The sequence below is a fragment of the Halorubrum ezzemoulense genome (assembly GCF_004126515.1).
Classification (GTDB): Archaea; Halobacteriota; Halobacteria; order Halobacteriales; family Haloferacaceae; genus Halorubrum; species Halorubrum ezzemoulense.
In genome coordinates, this window is the sequence record NZ_CP034940.1 from 991,223 (window position 1) to 1,013,222 (window position 22,000).

18 protein-coding genes are annotated in these 22,000 nt (G+C 67.5%); 7 read left to right on the forward strand and 11 right to left on the reverse strand.

All coding sequences use genetic code 11. The features are described 5' to 3' along the window. Positions 1–34 precede the first annotated feature (34 nt). The 9 genes from EO776_RS04915 to EO776_RS04955 all read right to left on the reverse strand — a co-directional run bounded on the left by EO776_RS04915 (position 35) and on the right by EO776_RS04955 (position 8,291). Positions 35–1,282, reverse strand: a complete 1,248-nt coding sequence (locus EO776_RS04915) for an MgtC/SapB family protein (protein WP_049931132.1) — start codon at positions 1,280–1,282, stop codon at positions 35–37. A gap of 159 nt (positions 1,283–1,441) precedes the next feature. Further along, positions 1,442–2,404 (reverse strand): archaeosortase A, encoded by a 963-nt coding sequence (gene artA / locus EO776_RS04920; protein WP_049931130.1) that lies wholly within the window; start codon positions 2,402–2,404, stop codon positions 1,442–1,444. Positions 2,405–2,525: 121 nt separating this feature from the next. Further along, positions 2,526–2,978 carry a transcription elongation factor Spt5 gene (locus EO776_RS04925; RefSeq protein ID WP_049931127.1) on the reverse strand — a complete coding sequence of 151 codons (453 nt, stop codon included), beginning with the start codon at positions 2,976–2,978 and terminating at the stop codon, positions 2,526–2,528. After that, a complete protein-coding gene (locus tag EO776_RS04930; RefSeq protein ID WP_006628863.1) occupies positions 2,978–3,154 on the reverse strand; it encodes a protein translocase SEC61 complex subunit gamma in 177 nt (58 codons plus the stop codon). Before EO776_RS04930 ends, EO776_RS04925 begins: the two co-directional genes overlap by 1 nt. A gap of 61 nt (positions 3,155–3,215) precedes the next feature. Continuing rightward, complete coding sequence (gene ftsZ, locus EO776_RS04935; protein WP_004598343.1) at positions 3,216–4,376, reverse strand: cell division protein FtsZ; 1,161 nt, start codon at positions 4,374–4,376, stop codon at positions 3,216–3,218. 145 nt (positions 4,377–4,521) lie between these two features. Then, positions 4,522–5,988, reverse strand: coding sequence for a D-aminoacyl-tRNA deacylase (locus tag EO776_RS04940; RefSeq protein WP_094520397.1), 1,467 nt, complete (start codon positions 5,986–5,988; stop codon positions 4,522–4,524). 88 nt (positions 5,989–6,076) lie between these two features. Then, on the reverse strand, positions 6,077–7,027 hold the full coding sequence (locus EO776_RS04945) for a calcium/sodium antiporter (protein WP_086216104.1): 951 nt from the start codon (positions 7,025–7,027) through the stop codon (positions 6,077–6,079). 110 nt (positions 7,028–7,137) lie between these two features. Continuing rightward, the gene (locus EO776_RS04950) at positions 7,138–7,332 is read right to left on the reverse strand and encodes a DUF7333 family protein (RefSeq protein ID WP_049931121.1); all 195 of its coding nucleotides are present in this window, start codon (positions 7,330–7,332) and stop codon (positions 7,138–7,140) included. A 50-nt stretch (positions 7,333–7,382) separates the two neighbouring features. Continuing rightward, positions 7,383–8,291, reverse strand: coding sequence for a PhzF family phenazine biosynthesis protein (locus EO776_RS04955; RefSeq protein WP_086220495.1), 909 nt, complete (start codon positions 8,289–8,291; stop codon positions 7,383–7,385). A gap of 263 nt (positions 8,292–8,554) precedes the next feature. Between EO776_RS04955 and EO776_RS04960 the strand changes: the two genes are divergently transcribed. Both EO776_RS04960 and EO776_RS04965 read left to right on the forward strand, forming a co-directional pair. Beyond that, complete coding sequence (locus EO776_RS04960) at positions 8,555–9,901, forward strand: alkaline phosphatase family protein (protein ID WP_086216102.1); 1,347 nt, start codon at positions 8,555–8,557, stop codon at positions 9,899–9,901. Between the two features lie 108 nt (positions 9,902–10,009). Beyond that, complete coding sequence (locus tag EO776_RS04965) at positions 10,010–10,519, forward strand: DUF7097 family protein (protein ID WP_094495085.1); 510 nt, start codon at positions 10,010–10,012, stop codon at positions 10,517–10,519. A 59-nt stretch (positions 10,520–10,578) separates the two neighbouring features. Here EO776_RS04965 and EO776_RS04970 read toward each other — a convergent pair whose 3' ends face one another. Continuing rightward, positions 10,579–11,319 carry a hypothetical protein gene (locus EO776_RS04970; RefSeq protein WP_049931344.1) on the reverse strand — a complete coding sequence of 247 codons (741 nt, stop codon included), beginning with the start codon at positions 11,317–11,319 and terminating at the stop codon, positions 10,579–10,581. Between the two features lie 140 nt (positions 11,320–11,459). On the opposite strand from EO776_RS04970, the gene EO776_RS04975 reads away from it, so the two are divergent. Beyond that, positions 11,460–12,122, forward strand: coding sequence for a DUF6517 family protein (locus EO776_RS04975; protein WP_049931114.1), 663 nt, complete (start codon positions 11,460–11,462; stop codon positions 12,120–12,122). Between the two features lie 481 nt (positions 12,123–12,603). Here EO776_RS04975 and EO776_RS04980 read toward each other — a convergent pair whose 3' ends face one another. After that, positions 12,604–13,488: an IS1595 family transposase gene (locus EO776_RS04980; RefSeq protein ID WP_099288989.1), complete on the reverse strand. Its 885-nt coding sequence runs from the start codon at positions 13,486–13,488 to the stop codon at positions 12,604–12,606. Between the two features lie 984 nt (positions 13,489–14,472). Between EO776_RS04980 and EO776_RS18885 the strand changes: the two genes are divergently transcribed. The 4 genes from EO776_RS18885 to EO776_RS18895 all read left to right on the forward strand — a co-directional run bounded on the left by EO776_RS18885 (position 14,473) and on the right by EO776_RS18895 (position 21,982). After that, positions 14,473–16,332 (forward strand): hypothetical protein, encoded by a 1,860-nt coding sequence (locus EO776_RS18885; RefSeq protein ID WP_186279053.1) that lies wholly within the window; start codon positions 14,473–14,475, stop codon positions 16,330–16,332. Positions 16,333–16,450: 118 nt separating this feature from the next. Further along, positions 16,451–16,618: an HEWD family protein gene (locus EO776_RS18890; RefSeq protein WP_167373064.1), complete on the forward strand. Its 168-nt coding sequence runs from the start codon at positions 16,451–16,453 to the stop codon at positions 16,616–16,618. A 231-nt stretch (positions 16,619–16,849) separates the two neighbouring features. Next, the gene (gene gltB / locus EO776_RS04990; RefSeq protein ID WP_094520399.1) at positions 16,850–21,538 is read left to right on the forward strand and encodes a glutamate synthase large subunit; all 4,689 of its coding nucleotides are present in this window, start codon (positions 16,850–16,852) and stop codon (positions 21,536–21,538) included. Positions 21,539–21,805: 267 nt separating this feature from the next. Then, positions 21,806–21,982 carry a hypothetical protein gene (locus tag EO776_RS18895; protein ID WP_158093618.1) on the forward strand — a complete coding sequence of 59 codons (177 nt, stop codon included), beginning with the start codon at positions 21,806–21,808 and terminating at the stop codon, positions 21,980–21,982. Positions 21,983–22,000: the final 18 nt, after the last annotated feature.

The window sequence follows — 22,000 nt, forward strand, 5'->3', positions numbered from 1 at the left end:
CTGACCCACTTCGCCCACCGGACTCAGCGGGCCCTCACAACAGCAACAGCGGCGCCCCCGCGACCACGCCCACGGCGATCAACAGGAGGTTCCACAGGAACACCGGCCTGACCAGCTCGCGCGCGATGCTCGCCGCGAACGCCGTCTTCACCAGGATGCTGGCGGCCGTCCCGGCGACCACGCCCGCGACCGCGGTGTCGACGCCGATCTGTCCGGTCCCGAGCAGCGAGACCGCCGTGGTCGTCGAGGTCCCCGACGACACCAGCCCCGCGAGGAAGGAGGTGGCGACGAACCCGCCAGCGCCGAACGTCCGCTCGGCGACCGCGGAGGCGAGCAGCACGAGCAGGAAGAGCGCGCCGAACGTGAGCGCGTTCCCGAGGCTGAACGGCGAGGTGAGCTCCGCCTCCATCGTCGTCCGCCAGTCGCTCCGCCACACGGCGACGCCGATCCCCGCGACCGTGATCGCGCCGAGCGGCGCGCCGACGACGAGCGCCGCCTCGGGGACGAAGACGGCCACGACCGCGGCGTTCCGGAACGCCATGGCGGCGTTGGCGAGCAGGATCGACCCCACCGCGATCTCGCCGAGGTCGGCGCGCCCCTTCGCGCGCTTCGCCATCTCGGCGACGACCGCCGTCGAGTTGACGAGCCCGCCGAAGAACCCAGTCACCGCGTAGCCGCGCCCCTGATACCGCTTCACCAGCACGTAGTTGACGAAGCCGATGGCGCTGACCGCGACCACGAGCGACCAGACGAGCCGCGGCTGGACCGCGTTCCACGGGTCGATCGTCTCGGCGGGGAGGAGGGGGAAGACGACGAACGCGAGGATGGTGAATTCCACCGCGCTGCGCACCTCCTCGCGCGAGAGCCCCCACGCGAACTGGTGGAGCTCCCGTTTCAACACCAAGAGCAGCGACGAGAGCACCGCCACCGTCACCGACTCGATGAACAACTCCTCGGCGACGAGCACTCCGACCCCGTACGTGACGAGCAGCGACGCCGACGTGGTCAGCGAGAGCCCGTCGACCTCGGCCTCGACGAAGCTCCGGACCGCCAGTAACACCGCGCTGGCGACCACCAGCACGCCGCCGACGACGAGCAGCCCGGGCTCGTCGACGAGCGAGAACACCGCCGCCGCGAGGCTGACGAGCGCGAACGTCCGGATCCCCGCCGACTTCTGCGACCACTCGCGCTCCAGCCCGAGGAACATGCCGAGCGCGGTCGCTAACGCCAGCTTCGCGACGTTCGTCTCGAGGTAGACGAACGGGTCGACCCCGCCTATCACCGCCGCCCACCTCCGCGCGACCGCGCTCTCGGACCGGCGCCCGACGGTCCGTCTCGCGCCCTCGTAGTCATGACCGACCGTTCCGGCCCGCTACGTCTATAGCTTGCTATATAGTAATCTATAGTATCTCCAAAGCGGGGCCGTCGCGGACCCGCCGCCCTATCGGTTCGTCGGTTCGCGCGGCAGGTCGAGCGCCTCGGTCAGGTCGTGCTCCTCGCCGGTGATGAGGTAGAGCACGTCCTCCAAGATGACCGCGAGCTCGGGTAGCTCGCGCACCGCGAGGAAGGTGATCGCGATGAGCGCCACGACCGCCAGCAGCTGGCTCATGATCCGGTCGGAGATGAGGAACGACACCCGGTACGGGTCGGTCGCGCCGAACATCGTCATCACCAGGTCCGGGTACCAGTGCATGTACTGGTTGCCAGACACCACCGAAATGAACGTCGTCCGGAAGATGTTCAGGACGTAAATGAGCGGGATCGACACCGCGAGCGCGCGGAGCTTCCGCGCGAGCGGCGCCTCGACGGCGGCGACGAGGCCGCCGAAGATGGCCATACTCCCCAGCCCCGTACACGCCAGTACGATGTGGATGATGACGGTGTGGCCGTCGTCCAGCGTCCACGAGTACGCCGCCTCGTACCCCTCCCTGCTCGTCACCGCCTCCGGCGCGTACCCGAGCAGGTCGATGAGCGCACCGGTCTGCGTCGCCACGACCTCGATGAGGATCCGGCGGGGCTCCGGGACCGCGACCCCGCCGACGGTGAACGCCGGGATCGTCTCGAACGGGAGGTAGATGAAGAGCATGATCGCGATGGCCCGCGTGAGCGTGAAAAGCGACGCGCGCCCGTCGTAGAGGAGATACCCCGCGTACACGCTGGCGGGGAAGCCGACGAGCGCGAGGATCGACTCGACGTAGCTCTGGTGTTCGAACGCGAAGTACGGCACCGTCGACAGCCAGAAGAGCCCGAACAGCGCCCACGTCCCGGCCGCGAGCGCGCGACCGGCGGCCAGCCCGCGCTCGTCGAGCAGCCACGCCGTCGCGAAGAGGATCGCGACGATCCACGCGAACGTGAACGTGTCGGGAATCACGCTCAACACCGCCGGCGCGCCGTGGCCGAACATATCGCTACGGTCCGTCGTCGTCGAATAAAGCCCTTGTCGTTGCGTGCGATCCCGGCGTCAGACGGTCGGGTCGGCTCGCGCTTCCTCGTCCGCCGCCGCGCCGATCGGCCGGCCGGAGGCCTTACCGTTCCTCGCTGTCGAGGACGCGGATCTGGTCGCCGCGGACCGTCACCGGAATCGGGACGGTCGCCTCGTACAGCTCGACGGTCACCTGGTCTTTCCCCTCGTCGATCCGCTGGACGCGCGCCTTCTCGCCCTTGAACGGGCCGGCGATCAGCTCGACGATGTCGCCCTCGGCGATCCCCTCCACGTCCGGGGTCGGCGAGAGGAAGTGCTCGACCTCGGAGAAGGGGCTCTCGGCCGGGCCGTCGCCGCCCTGAATGACGCCGCGGGCGTGCGGGATCTCGTCGAGAATCCGGCCGAACGCGGCCCCGTCGGTCGCCTCGACCATCACGTAGCTCGTGAGCTGGTCGGGGGCGATGACGGCCTGGATCTCGGGCGTCTCCTTCTCGGCGAGCATGTCGGCGACGGTGCGTTCCTGGCTCGCCGTCGTCTTGACCGAGTAGATCGGCATTACGCGCCGACCCCCGGGAGGAGGCTCATGATCGCGAACATCAGGAAGCCGATGAACCCGATGAGCAGGATCCCGGCGCCGGCGATCTTCGACACCTGGAGGAACTCGTCGGTGCTCGGCGTGCTCGCCAGCTTCAGCACCCGAATGTAGCTGTTGAGGTCGTACGGAACGTCCATGTTACCAGCAAATTCGAGACGAGACGGTTTTTACCTTTTGATGCGGCTCGGGACGGGGCGACTACTCCACGTAGTCGATGTCCTCGACGTCGGCGGAAGCGGCGCCGCCCTCCGGCGGTTCGCCGTTGCTCCCGTAGATCTGCGGCGACTCGACGCCGGTGACGACGATCATGGTTCGCATCTCGCCTTCGAGCTCGTCGTCGACGGAGGTCCCCCAGATGATCCGGGCGTCGGGGTCGATCCGGTCGTATATCTCCTCGACGACGCCCTCCGCCTCCTCGATGGACATGTCGGTGCCGCCGGTGACGTTCACCAGCGCGGAGTTCGCGCCCGAGATGTCGACGTCGAGCAGCGGCGAGCGCAGCGCGGACTTCACCGAGTCTTGCGCCTTCGAGTCGGAGTCCGACTCGCCGAGGCCGATCATCGCGACGCCGCCCTTCTCCATGACCGTGCGAACGTCGGCGAAGTCGAGGTTGACGAGCCCGGGCATCGTGATGAGCTCCGTGATCCCCTTCACCGAGCGCATCAGCACCTCGTCGGACACCTTGAACGCCTGCCGGACGGGGAGCTTCCCGACCGCGTCGAGCAGGCGGTCGTTGGGGACGACGATGACCGTGTCGCTCACGTCGCGGAGGCGTTCGAGGCCGGCCTCGGCGTTCGTGCGTCGGACCTCGCCCTCGGCCGTGAACGGGGTCGTGACGATGGCGATGGTGAGCGCGCCAGACTCGCGGGCCGCCTTCGCGACCACCGGCGCCGAGCCGGTCCCGGTGCCGCCGCCGAGCCCGGCGGTGACGAACACCATGTCGGAGCCGTCGATGGCGTCTTGGATCTCCTCTTGGGACTCGATGGCGGCCTCCTCGCCCACCTGCGGGAGGGAGCCCGCGCCGCGCCCCTGCGTCTTTTGTTGGCCCATGAGGATCTTCGTGTCGGCCTCGATGTTGACGAGGTGCTGGACGTCTGTGTTGGCGGCGACCAGCTTCGCGCCGTGGATCCCCTCCTCAGTCATGCGGTTGACCGTGTTGCCGCCGGCGCCCCCGCAGCCGACGACCGTGATGTTCGTCTGGAGGTCTTGGAGGACGTCCTGTAACTCGTCGTCGGTCATCGTCCCGGTCTGTGGCGGCGCGCCGGCGCTCCCTCCGGCGGCGCTCTCGCCGGCTCCCCCGGCGTCCTCTGCGGGGGCCTCTTCGGCTTCGTCGATGGCGTCCTCAACGATGGAGTCCATTATGTGGTGTCGTTGCGACCCGGACGTATTTATTTTTGCCCGATCGTCTGACGCAGGTCGGACGCCGAAATCTCCGGCGTTCGCGGCCGACCCGAGCGAGTACGGCTAACGCGGTCGATCCGCCGGCCGCACGGGCTTTTATAAATTATTTGAGGGCGTCGCCGTCGATCGGGAACCGCTCCGTCCGCGCTCGCGACACGTCGTCGGGTTCGACGGTCGCGCCGTCGACCTCGACCGCCTCCCCGTCGGCGAGCCGGCCGAACGCCGGCCCCTCCGGTACGCCTCGTTCGGCCGCCAGCGACGGGTCGAACGCGGTCTCGCGGGCGACCACCGCGTTCCGGTCGGCCGCCACCTCGACCGCGTCGTACCCGGTCTCCAACACCGCCGCCAACCCGTCCACGAGGTCCGCGTACCCCGGCGTCTCCGGAGTCGTCGCGAACGCGACCCGCCCCGCCGCGCGGGTGCCGCCTTGTTCCGTGTCGAACGCGACGGCGACGCGCTCGACCGCCTCCCGCGTCGCGGCGGCGTCGAGCCCCTGCGCCCGCGAGCATAGGTCCGCCGGAAGGTCGCGGACCCGGACCGCTGCCCCGTCGCCGCCGGTGCCGTCCGCCCGGTCGCCACCGGCGTCTTCCGCCTCGGTCCCCGCCGTTTCGGGGACTTCGTCGGCGACCGCGCCGAACCGCAACCCCTCGTCGACCGGTCCGATCGCCGCCTCCAGCCGCTCGACGAGCGGGATCGGAGCATCGCCGACCTCGCGGACCCACGTCTCGCTCACGACCCGGTGACCGAGGTCCTCGACCACCGCGGCGAGGTCGGGGCGGTCACCGTCGATCACGGCCCGGTCGGCGCGGCTCCGCTCGAAGGCGGCGTCGATCACGTCGCAGTTCGCCTCGGGCGCGCCGAGGTCGGCGAGCGCCCAGTCGGCGCCGACGTGCCCAACCGCCCACTCGGTCTCGCGGACGATACGGGTGAACCGCGGCGCGTAGTGGCCGCCGCCGAAGCCGACGACGTGACGGGGGCGCGGCGCGGTCGCGGCGTCGGCGACGCCCTCGCCGACTACGTCCGCGCCGGTCCCGCGCAGGTCGAGGACTGCCCGCGCGACCGCCGCGGCCGCCTCGGGGTCCTCCCACTGCGGCTCGTCGGAGCCGAGTTCGACGAACAGCGACGGCACGGAGACGCCCGTCGGCCCGTGGTGGGTACACTCGATGCCGACCTCGTACCCCTCCGGGGCATGTCGCGCGAGCGCCTCGACGGCGCGCTTCTCCGCGCCCGGCGCGGCCCGTGCCAGCGACTCGGGGTCGCCCCCGTACTTCGCCTCGCCGAAGTTCCCGGTGACGTGCGCGGTCAGGAGTTCGCCCGTCTCCCCCGAGTGTCTGGAGACGAACGCGAGGAACTCGGGGTCGCAGTCGAACGCGGCGGCCGGGTCCGACAGGCGGATGTGGAGGTCGTCGAACTCGCGGAGCTCGAACCCCGCCGCCCGGTAGTACGTTGCGCCCCCGTCGGCGTCGGGGCGCGACTCGTCCTCGCGCGCCTCCCAGTCGCCGACCTCGAGCAGCCGCTCGCCGATGTGCGCCGAGGCGCTGTCGGCCCGGCTGACGACGATCGCTATCACGACGCCGACTCGGTCGCCCGCGACGGAATAGCCGTCGGTTCTGCTCCGACTCCGCGGGGGCGCGTCGACCGGGGTCCGGCCGTCCGCGCTACGGGAGCAACAGATAGACGAAGGCCCCGTATCCGACGGTGAGGACCGCGCCGTCGACGCGGGTGATCCGCTCGCTGTACGCCATGATGCCGACGATGACGGCCGTGAACGCGAGCAGCGCGGGGAACTCGAAGCCGCGAACGCCCGGGGCGACGCCGATGGGCGTCACGACGGCCACGATGCCGATGACGGCGAGGATGTTGTAGATGTTCGAGCCGACGACGTTGCCGACGCTGAACTCCGCCTCGCCGCGCACCGCGGCCACGACGCTGGCCGCCAGCTCCGGCAGCGACGTGCCGAGCGCCAGCACGGTGAGTCCGATGAAGATGTCCGAGAAGCCGGCGGCCGCCAGCAGCGACTCGCTGCCGTCGATCAGCCACCGCGAGCCGAGGACGAGCGCCGCGATCCCGGCGACGACCATCGCGATGTCGCGGGCCCTCGCGTCCGGCATCTCGTCCCGCTCGCTGTCGGTGATCGCCGACTGGTTCTCCCGGACGCGTCGCAGCACCGCGGCGGTGAACGCCACGAGCGTCCCGAGCAGCACGACGCCGTCGAGGAACCCGATCCGCCCGTCCCAACCGAGGCCGACCAACAGCAGCGCGGCCAGCACCATGAACGGGACGTCACGGCGAAACACCGTGTCGGAGACGTTGAGCGGGCGGATAAGCGCCGACACCCCCAACACGAGCCCGATGTTCGCGATGTTCGAGCCCACGATCGCGCCGAGTCCGATGTCCGTCGACACCGTGACGGCGCCGAGCAGGGAGACGAAAAGCTCCGGGGCCGTCGTCGCGAACGCCACGACGGTGACGCCGACCGTCGACGCCTTCAGCCCCACGGCGAGCGCGAGGTCCCTCGCCCCCGCGACGAGCAGTTCGGCGCCGGCGTACAGGAGGGCGACGCCGACGGCGATCAACAGCAGTTCGAGGAGTGGCGACCCGGGCAGCACGGCTCCCGGTTCGCAACGGCGTTTCAAAAGGGTCGTGATCCGCGACCGCCCGAGGTGGCGGCCGCTACCGTTTCGCTACGAGGCGGGTCTCGGCCGCCCCTTCGATCGGTTCAGGCGTGTCCCGCCCGGAACTCGCCGTGTTTCACGCCGATCGCGAACGCGAGCCCGCCGAAGACGAGCATCGACGGGACGACCATCATCAGGGTCGTCTGGAGGGGCATCATCTCCGCGCCGATGAGGCCGCCGGCGCCGACCGCGACGATCAGTACGAGGATCGCTGCCGCGCGTGGAAGGTCGAATTCCATGGTTTCGGTACGTCGCGAGCGATGCTAAACGTTCGGTCTCCGCGACGGGATCACGCCTCGATGATCTCGTCGTCCTCGCCGCCGGGGATCCGGATCTCACCGTCGAGCGCGACCGTCGCCCGGCCGCCGACGCGGACGCCGTCCGCCTCTACTCGCACGCGCACGCGGCCCGGTCGGTCGAGGAAGTGGCCCTGCTCGAAGCGGAGCTCGTCCGGCTCGTCCCCGTCGAAGGCGTCGACGTGACGGAGGTATCCGCCGACCGCTCCGCTCGCGGTGCCCGTGACCGGGTCTTCGGAGATCCCCAGTGAGGGCACGAACGCCCGACCGTGGGCCGTCGAGTCGGCGTCGAGCGCGTCGAAGGAAAACGCGTACACGCCGGCGACGTCGAACTCCTCGGAGAGGCGCTCGACGGCCGCGTCGTCCGGGTCGGCCTCGCCGAGCCGCTCCAAGAAGTTCACTGGGACGACAAGGAACGGGAGGCCCGTGGACGCGACCGCGGCGGGGAGGTCCGCGCCGACGTCGCGGAGCGCGGCGGGGTCGACGCCGAGCGCGGCCGCGACCCGGTCGAGATCGACGTCGACGACCTCGACGCTCGGCGCCTGCTGTCGCATCCACACGGTGCCGTCGTCGTCGACCGCGACGCTGAGGTCGCCGACGTTCGTGCGGAGCGTGCGCTCGCCGCCGTCGATCGCTCCCTCGGCGAACAGGGCGCCGTAGATCGCGATCGTGGCGTGCCCGCAGAGGTCGACCTCCGTGGTCGGCGAGAAGTACCGGAGCCGGTCGTCGGCCGCGCCGTCGGCCCCGGTCAGGAAGGCCGTCTCCGAGGCGCCGAGCTCGGCGGCGACGGCGGCCAGCTGTTCGTCGCTCAGCCCCTCTGCGTCGGGGACGACGCCGGCGGCGTTCCCGGCCAGCGGCTCCGCGGCGAACGCGTCGACGAGCAGCGCGCGTCGGGTCTCCATGTCGAACCCCTCCGAGGTCGCGAACAAAAAGCCTCCCGAGGCGCTCCGAGGCGGACGGGGTCCTTCCCGAGCGGAGCGGCGACGCCAGTGCGCGGTCGTCGCGGGTCCAGGGTCGTCGCGGGTCCGGGGCCGTCGCGGACGCCCGGTCGTTACCGACATGACGAACTCGACCCAACAAGCGCTTCGACTCCGAGGCCCGTCGGACCGCACTCCCCGGAGCGTCCGATGTCAATCCTTTTGCCCTCGACCGCAGATGAGTGTGTATGGGCCTCTTCGACCGGCTGCGAGGGAGCGACACGCCGCGCGTGGCGTTCATCGGGATCGACGGCCTCTCGTACCGGCTCGTCGCCGACAACCCGGAGACGTTCCCGACGCTGTCGGCGATCGCGGACGACGGTGAGGGGGGACAGATCGACAGCATCGTCCCGGCGGAGTCGAGCGCCTGCTGGCCGAGCCTCACGACGGGGACGAACCCCGGCGAGACCGGCGTGTACGGCTTTCAGGACCGAGAAGTCGGCTCCTACGACACGTACGTGCCGATGGGACGCGACGTGCAGCGCCCCCGGGTCTGGGACCGCGCGACCGACGCGGGACTCGACGCGACCGTGATGAACGTCCCCGTCACGTTCCCGCCGCAGCGGACCGTCCAGCGGATGGTCTCAGGCTACCTCTCCCCCGACCTCGACGCGGCCGCGCATCCCGACGAGTTCCGCGAGTACCTTGCCGACAGCGACTACCGCCTGTCCGTCAACGCGAAACTCGGACACAAGGCGGACAAGACCGCGTTCCTGGACCACGCCCGCGAGACACTCGACGCCCGCGCCGAGGCCTTCGAGCGGTACGTCGAGCGCGACGACTGGGACCTCTTCGTCGGCGTCTTCACCGCCCCCGACCGGGTCAACCACTTCCTGTGGGGCGACTACGAGGACGGCGGCCAGTACCGCGAGGACCTGCTCTCGTTCCACGCCGCCATGGACGAACACGTCGGCTCGATCCGCGAGGCGCTCCCCAGCGACGTCACGCTCGTTGTCGGCTCGACGCACGGGTTCAGGCGCCTGCGGTACGACGTGTACTGTAACGAGTGGCTCGAACGCGAGGGGTGGATCTCCTACGCGGACGACGACCCCGACTCGCTGGCCGACGTCGACGACGACGCCCGCGCGTACTCGCTCGTCCCCGGCCGCTTCTACCTCAACGTGGAGGGCCGCGAGCCGAACGGCGTCGTCCCCGAAGGCGAGTACGAGGCGACGCGCGCGGAGCTACGCGAGGCGCTGGAGTCGTGGACCGGCCCCGACGGGAATCCCGTCGCAGACCGCGTCGTCGACCGCGAGACGGTGTTCCGCGGCGACCACGCCGCCATCGCTCCCGACCTCGTCGTCCTCCCGAACGACGGGTTCGACCTCAAGTCCGGGTTCCGTCCCCACGACGGCGTCTTCGACCCCGACGGACCGCGGACGGGAATGCACGCCTTCGACGACGCCGCGCTGTTCGTCGACCACCCTGACGCGACGGTCGACGACGCTGACCTCCTCGACGTCGCCCCCACCCTCCTCCGACTGCTCGACATCGACTACGGCCGCACGGACTTCGACGGTGCCAGCCTCGTCTGAACGGCCCCGACGCCTTCCGCAGTCTCGTCTGAACGGGCCCGACGCCTTCCGCGACGGCCGCACGCCGTGGCCGACCGAATTGAAGTGACTCCACCCCCACCGACGGGTATGGAACGCACCCCCGACGGGACGCCCGTCGGCGTCGACGACCCCTACGCGGTCGCCGGCGTCTGCGACCACCTCACCGACGACGGCCGGTGCCGCTTCGCGCTGACCCGGGCGGGCGACGATCCCGAGTTCGCGGCCGCCCGACGCGCCGACAGCTACGACTGCCACGTCGGTGCCGACGGCGAGTGGCGCGCGTGCCCCCACTATCGGTCGACGACCGACGCGAAGACGTGTGTCCGGTGCGGGCTCGAAAACGTGCGCCTGGCTCACGACGACTCCCGCCCGCTCGTCGAGGAACACCACCTCTCGTACGGCGGCGACGACTCCCACGAGATCACGGTCGGGCTGTGCCGCTGGTGTCACGCCAAAGTCCACGAGTCGATCGCCCGCATCGACGACGACGCGAGCCCGGATCCAGAAGCGATCGCCGAACGCGAGCGGCGGCGAGAACGAGAGCGCTCGGCGTCGGCGTTCGAAACGGCCAGCGAGACGTACGATTTCGACGAGTGAGGAAGCCGCACGGCCGTAGAAACGGGGCTCCCACCTCGACCGCCCGTCCGAGACTCCAGTCAGGCGTCTTCGGCCGGTCGGATCAGGTTCGCCAGCGCGACGAGCAGTCCGAGGAACCACCCGAGCGGAACTGAGATGCCGATCCACATCAGGACGTATCCCAGTCCCGGTAGCCCCCACTGCTCGCCGAAGGTCTCCAAGTCGAACGCGCCGCGGAGCGTCTCGTTGATCCCGCCCACCGAGAGGAACGTGTCGAGGATCCACCGCGCGAGCTCGTAGCTCGGCGGGAGGATCAGCTCCTCTAACGTCGGCGTGACGAGCGCCGCGACGACCGGCGGTAAGAACAGCGCCGTCATCGCGAACGGGTACGCGAGCAACACGCTGACGAACCGCCCGCCGAGCTTCGAGAAGCCGGCGGCGAAGGCGGCCGAGACGACGGCGACCGCGCTGGCGGCGCCGACCGCGATCACGGCGTCAAAGGGTAATTGAAGGTGCGTGATAACCGTGAGCGTCCCCCAGACGACGGCGGCGACGACGACCGCGCCGGCGACGCCGATCCGGGTGACCGCCGAGTCGAGCTTCGCCGCGTAGTAGCGCGTGGCGAACCCGACGAGCAGCAGTGGGTACGCGACCGCGACGAGCGGCGCACCTAGCACGGCCCAGAGGTAGTAGCCGACCGACTGCACGGCCGTCTCGGGCTTCCACTTCCCCAGGACCGCGCTCGGGTCGAGCTGTCGCGGGAAGACGACTTCCATCCACGTCTCGTGGAGGCGGACCACGTCCAAGAAGAGCGCTTCCACCAGCCCGGTTTGTCCTCGGCGTTCCATTTGCCTCACGTCGCGCGCGGCCCGACGTGAACTTTGTGCCTTCGGCTGCGGGGTTCTCGCGACCGATACCCGCGCCGATAGGCTTAAAGAACTGCGTAGACCTACCCGAACGCATGAAACGACGTGGGCTGCTCGCGGCGCTCGCAGCGTCGACTTCGGTCGCAATCGCCGGGTGCGCCGGCGAGGACGGGAGCTACGAGTTCGACGCCGAACCGGCGCGCATCCCGGAGAGCGCGTACGCCGAGGGGTTCTCCGGTGAGGATCCGGAGTCGTTCACCATCGATCAGGAGTTCAACGCCGCGGGCGTGAACGCGGACGTGTCCGCGACGACGTGGATCGCCCGCTACACCAACCAGACGGTGGGATCAGCGCTGTTCGTGGCGAGTACCCCCAATGCTTCGATCGGCGGGCAGTCGGTCAATCCGCTCGTCCGGGCCGACGACGCGGAGCTCATCCGGCGGCTCCTCAGTCAGGTCGACCAGCAAGGGATCGGCGGCAACGGCACCGACATCCAAGCCGACGACATCGAGAAGCGCGGTGAGGAGACTCGGACGATCCTCGACGAGGAAACCTCCGTCTCGATCCTCGAAACCACCGTCAGCGCGGAGGTCAGTGGCGACGGCGGTCAGAGCGGCTCTGTCGAAGACATTCCCGTCCTCGTCTACATCGGCACCGTCCAGCACGACGACGACGTGATCGCGCTGGTGGGCGTCCATCCCGTCGAGATCGACCAGTCTGACCAACTCCTCTCGATGATGGAAGCGGTCGAGCACTGACCGCTTCTAACGACCGCTTCGCCTTCCCACCCACGTTCCACCCGTTTTCGAAACTCATCTCCGCACTCGTGGCGCCGCAGTCATGCGATTATTTTCTCGAGCGGAAGCTTTCACCTCCGTAAGTCATTTATAAACGATCGGCCGGAGTGAGAGATCCCGCGGGTACAAGACGCGCCTCGCGGTCGCCGGGTCGACTGTCGACCTCGGCCGTTCCGAGAGCTATCGCTTGGCATCCGCGGCCCGTTCGCCATGATCCGAACGCGATCGCTTCGATGGGTGTCGGTCGGAATTGTTGCCTGTCTGGTAATTGTTACTGTTGCGCTACTGCTCGGCGCAAATACCGTTACAGCCCAAAATTCTGATCAGGGCGTCTATTTAAATAAATCTGGCAGTCCAGATAGTCTTCGGGTAGGCAAATCCAGTCAAAACATTAGTAATATAAGCATTATATTACGCTCTTGTGAAGTACATTGTTGGTGAGTCAGAGAACTTCTCGAATAATCTGTTTCAGTGCTTCTCGTCCCGGTTTGCGAAGGATTCGTCGCCGAAGTTGGAGCGGCCTGAGATACGCTGTCAGTTTGTCCTTTGAGACGCCTCGATGCGGCGAGAGCCACCGTCGCGCCAGCGACGCGTGGCTCTCGCACGTGTTCACGTGCGCGTCTCCATCAACGTACTCGCCGTCACCGTGAATAACTGCTTCTCGGTGGAAGTTCTCGTCATTCTCAAGCGGATCGTAGGCCCAAAATCCGTCCGTATAGACGGTTAGCGACTCCTTCTTGTGGTTGTCGAGAAGGAGTCGCACCGTCGCTTCGTCGGCGGATTTCGCCGGGACGACGTACCGCTGACCGGTGCCGCGATCAACGAGCGTGAACACCGGGGGTTTGTCCGCTTCATACGTTCCTCGTCCGCGTTTCGAGAGGGCACGCGAGCGCGACTTTCGGTCGCGCTCGCGGCCTTTCTTCCCGGCAGAGACGTAGAACTCGTCGATCTCAACCGGGCCAACCAGAGAGATGTCTGGCGCGTCGAGCGTTCTGGCGAACTGCTCGACGCGCCGGCGGAGCGAGCGATACGAAACGTCAATTTCAGCGTCTAGCTGGCGGATACTCGTGTTGAACCGGAGGAACGAGTAGAACGCGAACAGCAGCTTGTCGAGGCCGATCTTCGCGTGCGCGAAGATCGTGCCGGTCTTGTCGTTGAACGTGCGGTCGCAATCCTTACAGAGATACCGTTGGTACTCTCGATAGCTGCCGTGTTTGATCACCGATTCAGACCGGCAGCGCGGGCAACAGAGGCCCTCGCGCCAGCGAACCTGCTCCAGCAGGTTCGCGGCGCTCGCCTCTGAGCTCAGCAATTCAAATGGGAACATTGCGTTCGGGTGACGCGTTCGCGTCACCCTTGCCCGCTACGCTTTCACAGCGACAGCTCTACCTGACCAACAATCTGCTTCCGAAGAGCGTTAGAACAATTACCCCCCAATATGACCTCTTCGGCATTGTCCACTGATAGTGGGCGCATTGTTACCGCAGATGTATATTTCCATAATCGATCATATAGCAGTCCACAGAGAAATAAAATTGTAGTTTCTTTCGCCAGAGTTTCTGATACAATTGATGAAAAGACCCCATTCTTTGTATCACTTCATCCAGTCAATTCAACTGGATATATTCTAAAAGATAATATAATAGCTAATTCGAAAGTCCTGACAGGATGGAATGACAATGTATCTCTCTATTTCAACACTACAACTTACAAGCGTGGTATTTTCCGCAGTAATCGTTATGCTGTTGCTATTCAACTAGCACGTGACTATAGCGGTGGTGACTGGATTTCTCCGAGGGATTCCGAGCTGCTTCGTAACTCTGATCTTAATGAGCAGTTTGTTTCCGACGGTGTTGCAGATGGCGGTGTTATTTCAATAACCACTGTTAGTACAAACGTCTCCTGCTCAGAAGGTATCCACATTAAACGTAACGAGTCGCTAAATAAACCAGTATATTCTGGCCAACCCATTTGTTATAGAAGTCCTTCAGACCCAAAAAGTGTCGAATTACACAAAATTAGTAAGGACAACACAACTCGTGTCGTTTCAGTAGGCACGCGGGTGAATAATTCATCCTACATTCAGTATAACACTTCACTGCTATCTTCAGGTACATATTATATTCACACGAATACTGGAAACACAAGAAAATTTGACATCATTGGGCGAGAGAAAAAAGACATCAGTTTGAATGATTCCCCCAGCCGAGTTGCTTATGCGGACTCTATCAAGACTTCTTTGTCTCATAGTGTCCCAGATTTGGAACTTGTTCTTGCCAATACGACAGGTAACAGTACAACAGCACTCGAAATGACAACTACTGATACGGGACCCACTCCCGTATCGGTCAACACGTATGCGTCGCCGAACTCTTCAGCGTTCGTCACGACGGGGTCCGGAGTTGACATCGAGTCGGTCACGGGCCATACTGACCCGCTCTCGCCCGGAACGTATAATCTCACGCTGCGGTCGGAACACGGCACCGAGACCGCCACAGATGCCGCCACGGTCACGGTCGGACCCCGCTCGACTGGCAACCTGACCGCGTACACGACGCGGGCGGCCTCGGCGGGCGACTTCGCGAACGCGACCGAGATACGCGAGGCGATCGCCGACGGAACGCTCGCACCCGCCGCGACTGCGACCGCGAACGACACGGTCGTGTACGGGGTGAACGCGTCCGGACTCACCGGCCTTCCTGCGGCCGCGAACGCGTCGCTGGAACGTGGCGGCGACCTCGCTCGTCTCGACGGCCTGTCGTTCGGAGTGGCACCGGCAGACGCGGACGACGCGAACGGTTCGACCGAGGGCGAGGCAGTGGGCCGGATGCCGAACGAATCCGCGGTCCACCTCGACCGAGACGGCCTGTTCCTCGTCGCCGACGGAGAGCACGCGTTCGGCACCGAGACACCGCCCGATCCGGGCGAGACGTTCGAGGGCACGTTCCGAGTCGACGACGATCGGTTGCGCGAGACCGCGGCGAACGACCGTCACCGCGTGACGACCAACCTGACCTACGGTGCTCTCGATCCGGCCGACTCCCTCGCGGAGAACGCGACGCCCGAGGGAACGGCCGGAACGAATCAATCGCTCAGTAGCAACGAGACGGCCGGAACGAATCAATCGATTAGTGGTAACGAAACGGCTGGAACGAACCGATCGCTCAGTGGTAACGAAACGGCTGGAACGAACCAATCGATTAGTGGCAACGAAATAGCCGGAACAAACCAATCGATTAGTGGCAACGAAACGGCTGGAACAAACCGATCGCTCAGTGGCAACGAGACGGCCGGAACAAATCAATCGATTAGTGGCAACGAGACGGCCGGAACGAACCGATCGCCCAGTGGTAACGTAACGGTCGGAACGAACCAATCGCTCAGCGACAACGAGACCGCCGGAACAGATCAATCGCGTAGTGCCAACGCAACTGTCGAGACGGACCGAGCGTTCGGCGGCAACGGATCGACGGCCGTGAGCGCGCCGGGCGGCCCGACGGCGGCGAACCCGTCTGGGGCGACGGCGGGCACTAGCGCGTCTGGCGGCGGCCCGGCCAGCGGCGGCGGGTTGGCGGCCCCCGGTGGCGGGCCGGTCGCCGGGGGTGGTTCGACAGGTAGGGAGTCGGACGGGAGCGACGGTCCGGGTAGTGCCCCCGCTAACGCCGGAAGTGGTGCTGATCCCGCCGTTCCGTCGGACACTACTACTCCACCAGACTCCGCCGACGCCGCTGCCAGCAACCGTTCGGACCCCACGGGAGGGTCGACCGGCGTGGACGCGAATCGCTCGACGCGTCTCCCCGACGTAGGGATCTCGGTCGCTCCGGGTCGCACCGATATCCCGTCGTCTGCGGGGCCGTCCGAGGCCTTCGGTACCGGCGGCCTCACCGGTGGTGACGGACCCGGCCCTGCGGACCCCTCGGGCGGTGAGCAGTCGACCGCGAACCGCGCCGACGAGCGCGTGGACGCGCAGTCGACCGATTCGGCCGAGTCGTCGACGTCGTCCGAGGCGAGCGGTTCATCTTCCGACGCGGTCGCCCCGAGCGACCTCGGATACGACGACGCGCCGATACGCTCGACCGCGTACGACCTCCCCGGGTTCGGTGCCGTCGCGTCGGCCGCGGCGATCGCGGGCGCGTCGCTGCTCGCTCGGCGCCGCGGCCGCAACTCGTGAACTGCGACGGGGCGGTCGCCACCTCGGAGTGGCCTCTTCACTCGCGCGGTTCACCGCTGGTCCTCGGCCGCCACCCATCGTCGATATGCTTTTGCTCGGCGGTGCCGTCCTCTCGCGCATGAGCGTGACCATCACACCGCCGGAGGAGCGCACCTGCGAACTGTGCGGGCGCGAAGAGCGGTGGGACGACGAGGCCGACGGGTGGCGGATCGCGGCGGAGCCCGGAAACGTCTACTGTATCCACGAGTGGGACATCAACGGCTCGTTCGTTCCCCTCGAAGAGTAGCTGCCGACTGGACGATCTGGCACTTCTACTGCCCTAGCGAAGTCGCACGTATCATATAAATAGATATAATATTATTCCGGGGACTAGTAACCGAGATACTTGATCGATTCTGGTCCGTGTTAATTGTTCACCACCCGTGATGAATAATTACCTTATATTCCCTAATGTGTGTACGATGGATCCTACCCCTATCAGGGTCATGCCTTTACCTGTTCATTCGAAGCGAGACGTATGACCAAGTCACGTAGTACCACCCGGGGCGTACGCGACTCGGAGCCCTCGGGTCAGGAGGGGGGACTCGCGGATCCGACGGACGACCGGTCGAACTGCGGGATCGGCGGCGTCGTTGACCTTGACGGCGCGCCCACGCACGAGACCGTCACGGACGCGGTCTCTCTGCTCGAAAACCTCGAACACCGCGGGACGACGGGTGCCGAGGAAAACACCGGCGACGGCGCGGGGATCATGGTCGCACGGCCGGACGCGTTATTCCGCGACGTCGTCGAGGCGGACCTCCCCGAAGAGTACGCGGTCGGCTCCGTGTTCATGCCCCCGGAGCCGAGCGTTCAGGCGGAGATCCACGACGTCATCGCCGAGGTGTGCGCCGTCTACGGGCTGGAGGTGCTCGCGTGGCGGTCGGTTCCGACTGACAACTCCGACCTCGGCGCGACGGCCCTCGACTCGGAGCCCGAGGTGTCGCAGGTGTTCGTCGCCCCCGTCGAGGGCGCGGGGCTCGCCCAGCGGTTCACCAGCGAGGAGGACCGGGCCGACGACGCCGATCCCGACCTGCTCGGCTTCGACCGCGCGCTGTACGCCGCCCGGCGCGAGATCGAGAACGCGGTGTCCGAGGTCGACGGCGCCGGCCGCTTCTACGTCTGCTCGCTCGACCGGCAACGCGTCGTCTACAAGGGGCTGTTGAAGGGGTCGCAGCTCGCCGACTACTATCCGGACCTGACCGACGAGCGGTTCGCGAGCCACGTCGCCTTAGTCCACGCGCGGTTCTCGACGAACACGCTGGGCGCGTGGCACCTCGCGCACCCGTACCGCAACATCGTCCACAACGGCGAGTTCAACACGATCCGCGGGAACGTCAACTGGATGCGGGCCCGCGAGACCGACCTCGACCACCCGGCGTTCGGGGCCGAGCTAGACACGATCAAGCCGGTGATCGACGACCCGAACCAGTCCGACACTGCGAGCGTCGACAACGCGCTCGAACTCCTCCTCCAGACCGACCGCGACCTCCCGCACGCGCTGCGGATGCTGATCCCCGAGGCGTTCCGCGACGACGACCTGATGAACGACGACCGCGCCGACTTCTACGACTACCACGCGTCGCTCGTCGAGCCGTGGGACGGGCCGGCTCTCGTCATCGGCTTCGACGGCGAGCAGGTCGCCGGCGTCCTAGACCGCAACGGTCTCCGCCCGTGCCGCTACGAGGTGACGACTGACGACCGCCTCGTCGTCGGCAGCGAGGTGGGCGCGCTCCCGACCGAGCCCGCCGACGTGCGCCGCCGCGGGCGGCTCCGGCCGGGTGAGATCTTCGTCGCCGACCCCGAGGCGGGCCGGATCGTCCCCGACGACGAGGTGTTCGAAGAGCTCACCGACGAGAAGTACGGCGAGTGGGTCGCGGACGGGCAGGTCGACCTCGACGCGCTTACCGACGAGGACGGCGCCGCGGCGGGGATCGACGCCGACTCCACCACCGAGGGCGACGGGGAAGAGTCGAGGCCGACCGTCCGCGCCCACCAGGCCGCGTTCGGCTACACGACCGACTCGCTGAACCACCTCGTCGAACCGATGGCGACCGAGGGGAAGGACCCGGTCGGCTCGATGGGCGACGACACGCCGCTGTCCGTGCTGGCAGACGTCGACCGCCCCCTGTTCACCTACTTCAAGCAGCTGTTTGCGCAGGTGTCGAACCCCCCGATCGACTACATCCGCGAGGAACTCGTCACCTCGCTGGAGACCCGGATCGGGAACCAGCGCAACCTCCTCGCCGAGACGCCGGCCCACGCCGAGCAGATCGTCGCCGACACGCCGGTTCTGACGGACGCCGAGACCGGAGCGCTTCGCGACCTGCCCGGACCGGGCGAACGGACCCCCGGGGACGAGGGCGCGTCCGACGGCCCCGCGTTCGCCTCCGTCACCGTCGACGTCACCTACGACCGCGACGGCTCGCTGGTCGACGCCGTGAGCCGCGTCCGCGAGGACGCCGCGGCCGCCATCGAGGACGGGGCCGACGTGGTCGTCCTCTCCGACCGCGCCGTCGGGCCGGACCGGCTCGCGGTGCCGAGCCTGCTCGCGACCGGCGCGGTCCACCACCACCTCGTGCGCAAGGGGCTTCGCAACCGCGCGGGCGTCGTCGTCGAGTCCGGCGAGCCGCACGAGGTCCACCACCTCGCGACGCTCGTCGGCTACGGCGCCGACGCGGTCGACCCGTATCTCGCGTACGCCTCGATCGCCGACGTGGTCGCCGGCCCGGACGGCGCGGACGAGGACGAGGCGCTCGGGGCGTACCGGCACGCGCTGGAGGACGGGCTCCTCAAGACGATGGCGAAGATGGGCATCTCGACGATGGAGTCGTACCAGGGGGCCCAGATCTTCGAGGCGGTCGGGCTCGACTCCGACTTCGTCGCCGAGTACTTCGAGGGGACCGAGATCCGCACCGAGGGGATCGGGATCGAGCAGATCGAAGACGACCTCCGCACGCGCCACGCGATGGCTTTCGGCGCTGACCCCGAGCTGGAGACCGTCGGCGAGTACGAACACCGCTCCTCGGGCGTGAAACACGGCTGGAACCCCCAGACGGTCGGCACGCTCCAGCAGGCGGTCCGTGGGGGCGACTACGAGCAGTATCAGGAGTTCGCCGAACTGGTGAACGACCAGACTGAGGAGCTCCAGTCGCTGCGCGGCCTCCTTGAGTTCGACTCCGACCGCGACCCCGTGCCGGTCGAGCAGGTCGAGCCGGTCGAGTCGATCGTCGAGCGCTTCTCGACGGCCGCGATGAGCCTCGGGAGCCTCTCGCCGGAGGCCCACGAGAACAACGCCATCGCGATGAACCGCCTGGGCGCGAAGTCAAACACGGGCGAGGGCGGCGAACCGCCGGAGCGGTTCGACACCGAGAAGGAGTGTACGGTCAAGCAGGTCGCCTCCGGTCGGTTCGGCGTCACCTCGGAGTACCTCGCGAACGCCGAGGAGCTCCAGATCAAGATGGCGCAGGGGTCGAAGCCGGGCGAGGGCGGCCACCTTCCCGGCGAGAAGGTGAACGAGATGATCGCGCACGTCCGGTGTTCCACCCCCGGCGTCGGGCTCATCTCGCCGCCGCCCCAACACGACATCTACTCGATCGAGGACCTCAAGCAGCTCATCTTCGACCTGAAGGCCGCCAGTCCCGAGGCCGACGTCAACGTCAAGCTGGTCTCGGAGGCCGGCATCGGCACCATCGCGGCCGGCGTCGCGAAGGCGAACGCGGACGTCGTCCACGTCTCCGGCCACGACGGCGGGACGGGGGCGTCGCCGAAGACCTCGATCAAGAACGCCGGGCTCCCGTGGGAGCTCGGGCTCGCGGAGGCGAACCAGATGCTGCGCGCCACCGGCCTGCGCGACCGCATTCGCGTCTCGGCCGACGGCGGACTGCGGACCGGCCGCGACGTGGCGGTCGCGGCCGCCCTCGGCGCGGAGGAGTACATTTTCGGCACCGCCTCGCTCGTCACGTCGGGCTGCGTGATGGCCCGGCAGTGCCACGAGAACACCTGTCCGGTCGGCGTCGCGACCCAGCGCGAGGACCTCCGCCAGCGGTTCCCCGGCCAGCCGGACCACGTCATCAACTACATGACGTTCATCGCGCAGGAGCTGCGCGAGATCATGGCCGAGCAGGGGTACACCGAGCTGGCGGAGTTCATCGGTCGGCCCGGGCTGCTCGCCCAACGCGACACCGACCACGAGAAGGCGAAGCACCTCGACCTGTCGGCGGTCATCGCCGAGCCCGCCGGCGAGTCCCGCACGAAGGTCCGAGAGCAGGCGCACGGCGGCATCGACGACCTGCTCGACTGGGACCTCATCGACGAGGCCGCGCCCGCCATCGATGACGGTGCGCCGGTCGCGCTTACCCGCGACATCCGCAACGTCGACCGCGCGGTCGGCGCGACGCTCTCGAACCGCATCGTCTCCGAACACGGCGGCGAGGGGCTCCCGGACGACACGGTCTCGTGCCGCTTCGACGGCGAGGCGGGCCAGAGCTTCGGCGCGTTCCTCGCGCCGGGGATCACGCTGGAGCTGTCCGGCGCCGCCAACGACTACGTCGGCAAGGGGCTCTCCGGCGGCCGGATCGTGATCGACACGCCCGCGGAGGCGTCGTACGATCCGACCGAGAACGTCGTCGCGGGGAACGTCTGTCTGTACGGCGCCACGTCGGGCGAGATGTACGTCAACGGCGTCGCCGGCGAGCGGTTCGGGGTCCGCAACTCCGGCGTCAGAGCCGTCGTCGAGGGCGTCGGCGACCACGGCTGCGAGTACATGACCGGCGGCGTCGTCGCCGTCCTCGGCGACACCGGCCGCAACTTCGCGGCCGGGATGTCCGGCGGCATCGCGTACGTGTACGACCCCGACGACCGGTTCGCCGACCGGGTGAACCGCGGGATGGTGTCGGTCTCCGAGACGCTGGAGGGGTCCGACGAGCGGATGCTCCGCCGCCTCGTCGAGAACCACCGCGAGTACACCGACAGCGAGCGCGCGGCCGAACTGCTCGACGACTGGGAGGCCGCGCTCGACGACTTCGTCCGCGTCTTCCCCGACGCGTACGCCGAGGTCATCGCGGAGGGCAAGGGCGCCGACGTGCGCGAGGAGCCGCCCGCGCCCGCCGCCGCGGTGCCGGACGCCGACGCCGACGCGGCCGGGCAAATCTCCGGCGACGACTGATTCGCACCGCCTCTCACGGCATCGTCGAAGCCCGGGGTCGGCGATGGATTTCGACAGCTTGGAGGCGTACGGAACGCGTCTCTCGCACCGAGCGATTCCCAGGTCAGTCGCCACAGGATTATTATCGCCTTCGTTACTGGTCGGACCTGTGTCCGTGGACGAACACGGTCGCAACAGCACCGAGCCCTCACCGTCTCTCGATCCCGTCTCCCACCGGTTCAGCGTATGACCTCAAAATCGCGGGACCGGCCGGCCGGACTCGTACCGGTGGCCCTTCTCATCGCGCTCGCAGGTGAACTCCTCGGCGTGCTCCTCCTCGTCAAGACCGCCGTACCTACTCTCTTCCTCGCTGCGGCGAGTCTGCTCGCGCTCATAGCCGTTAATACGATCCGATCATCCGAACCGGACACGCACGAGCCGATCCGAAGCGACGAGACGAAGTGATCGACGGCGCCGGTTCAG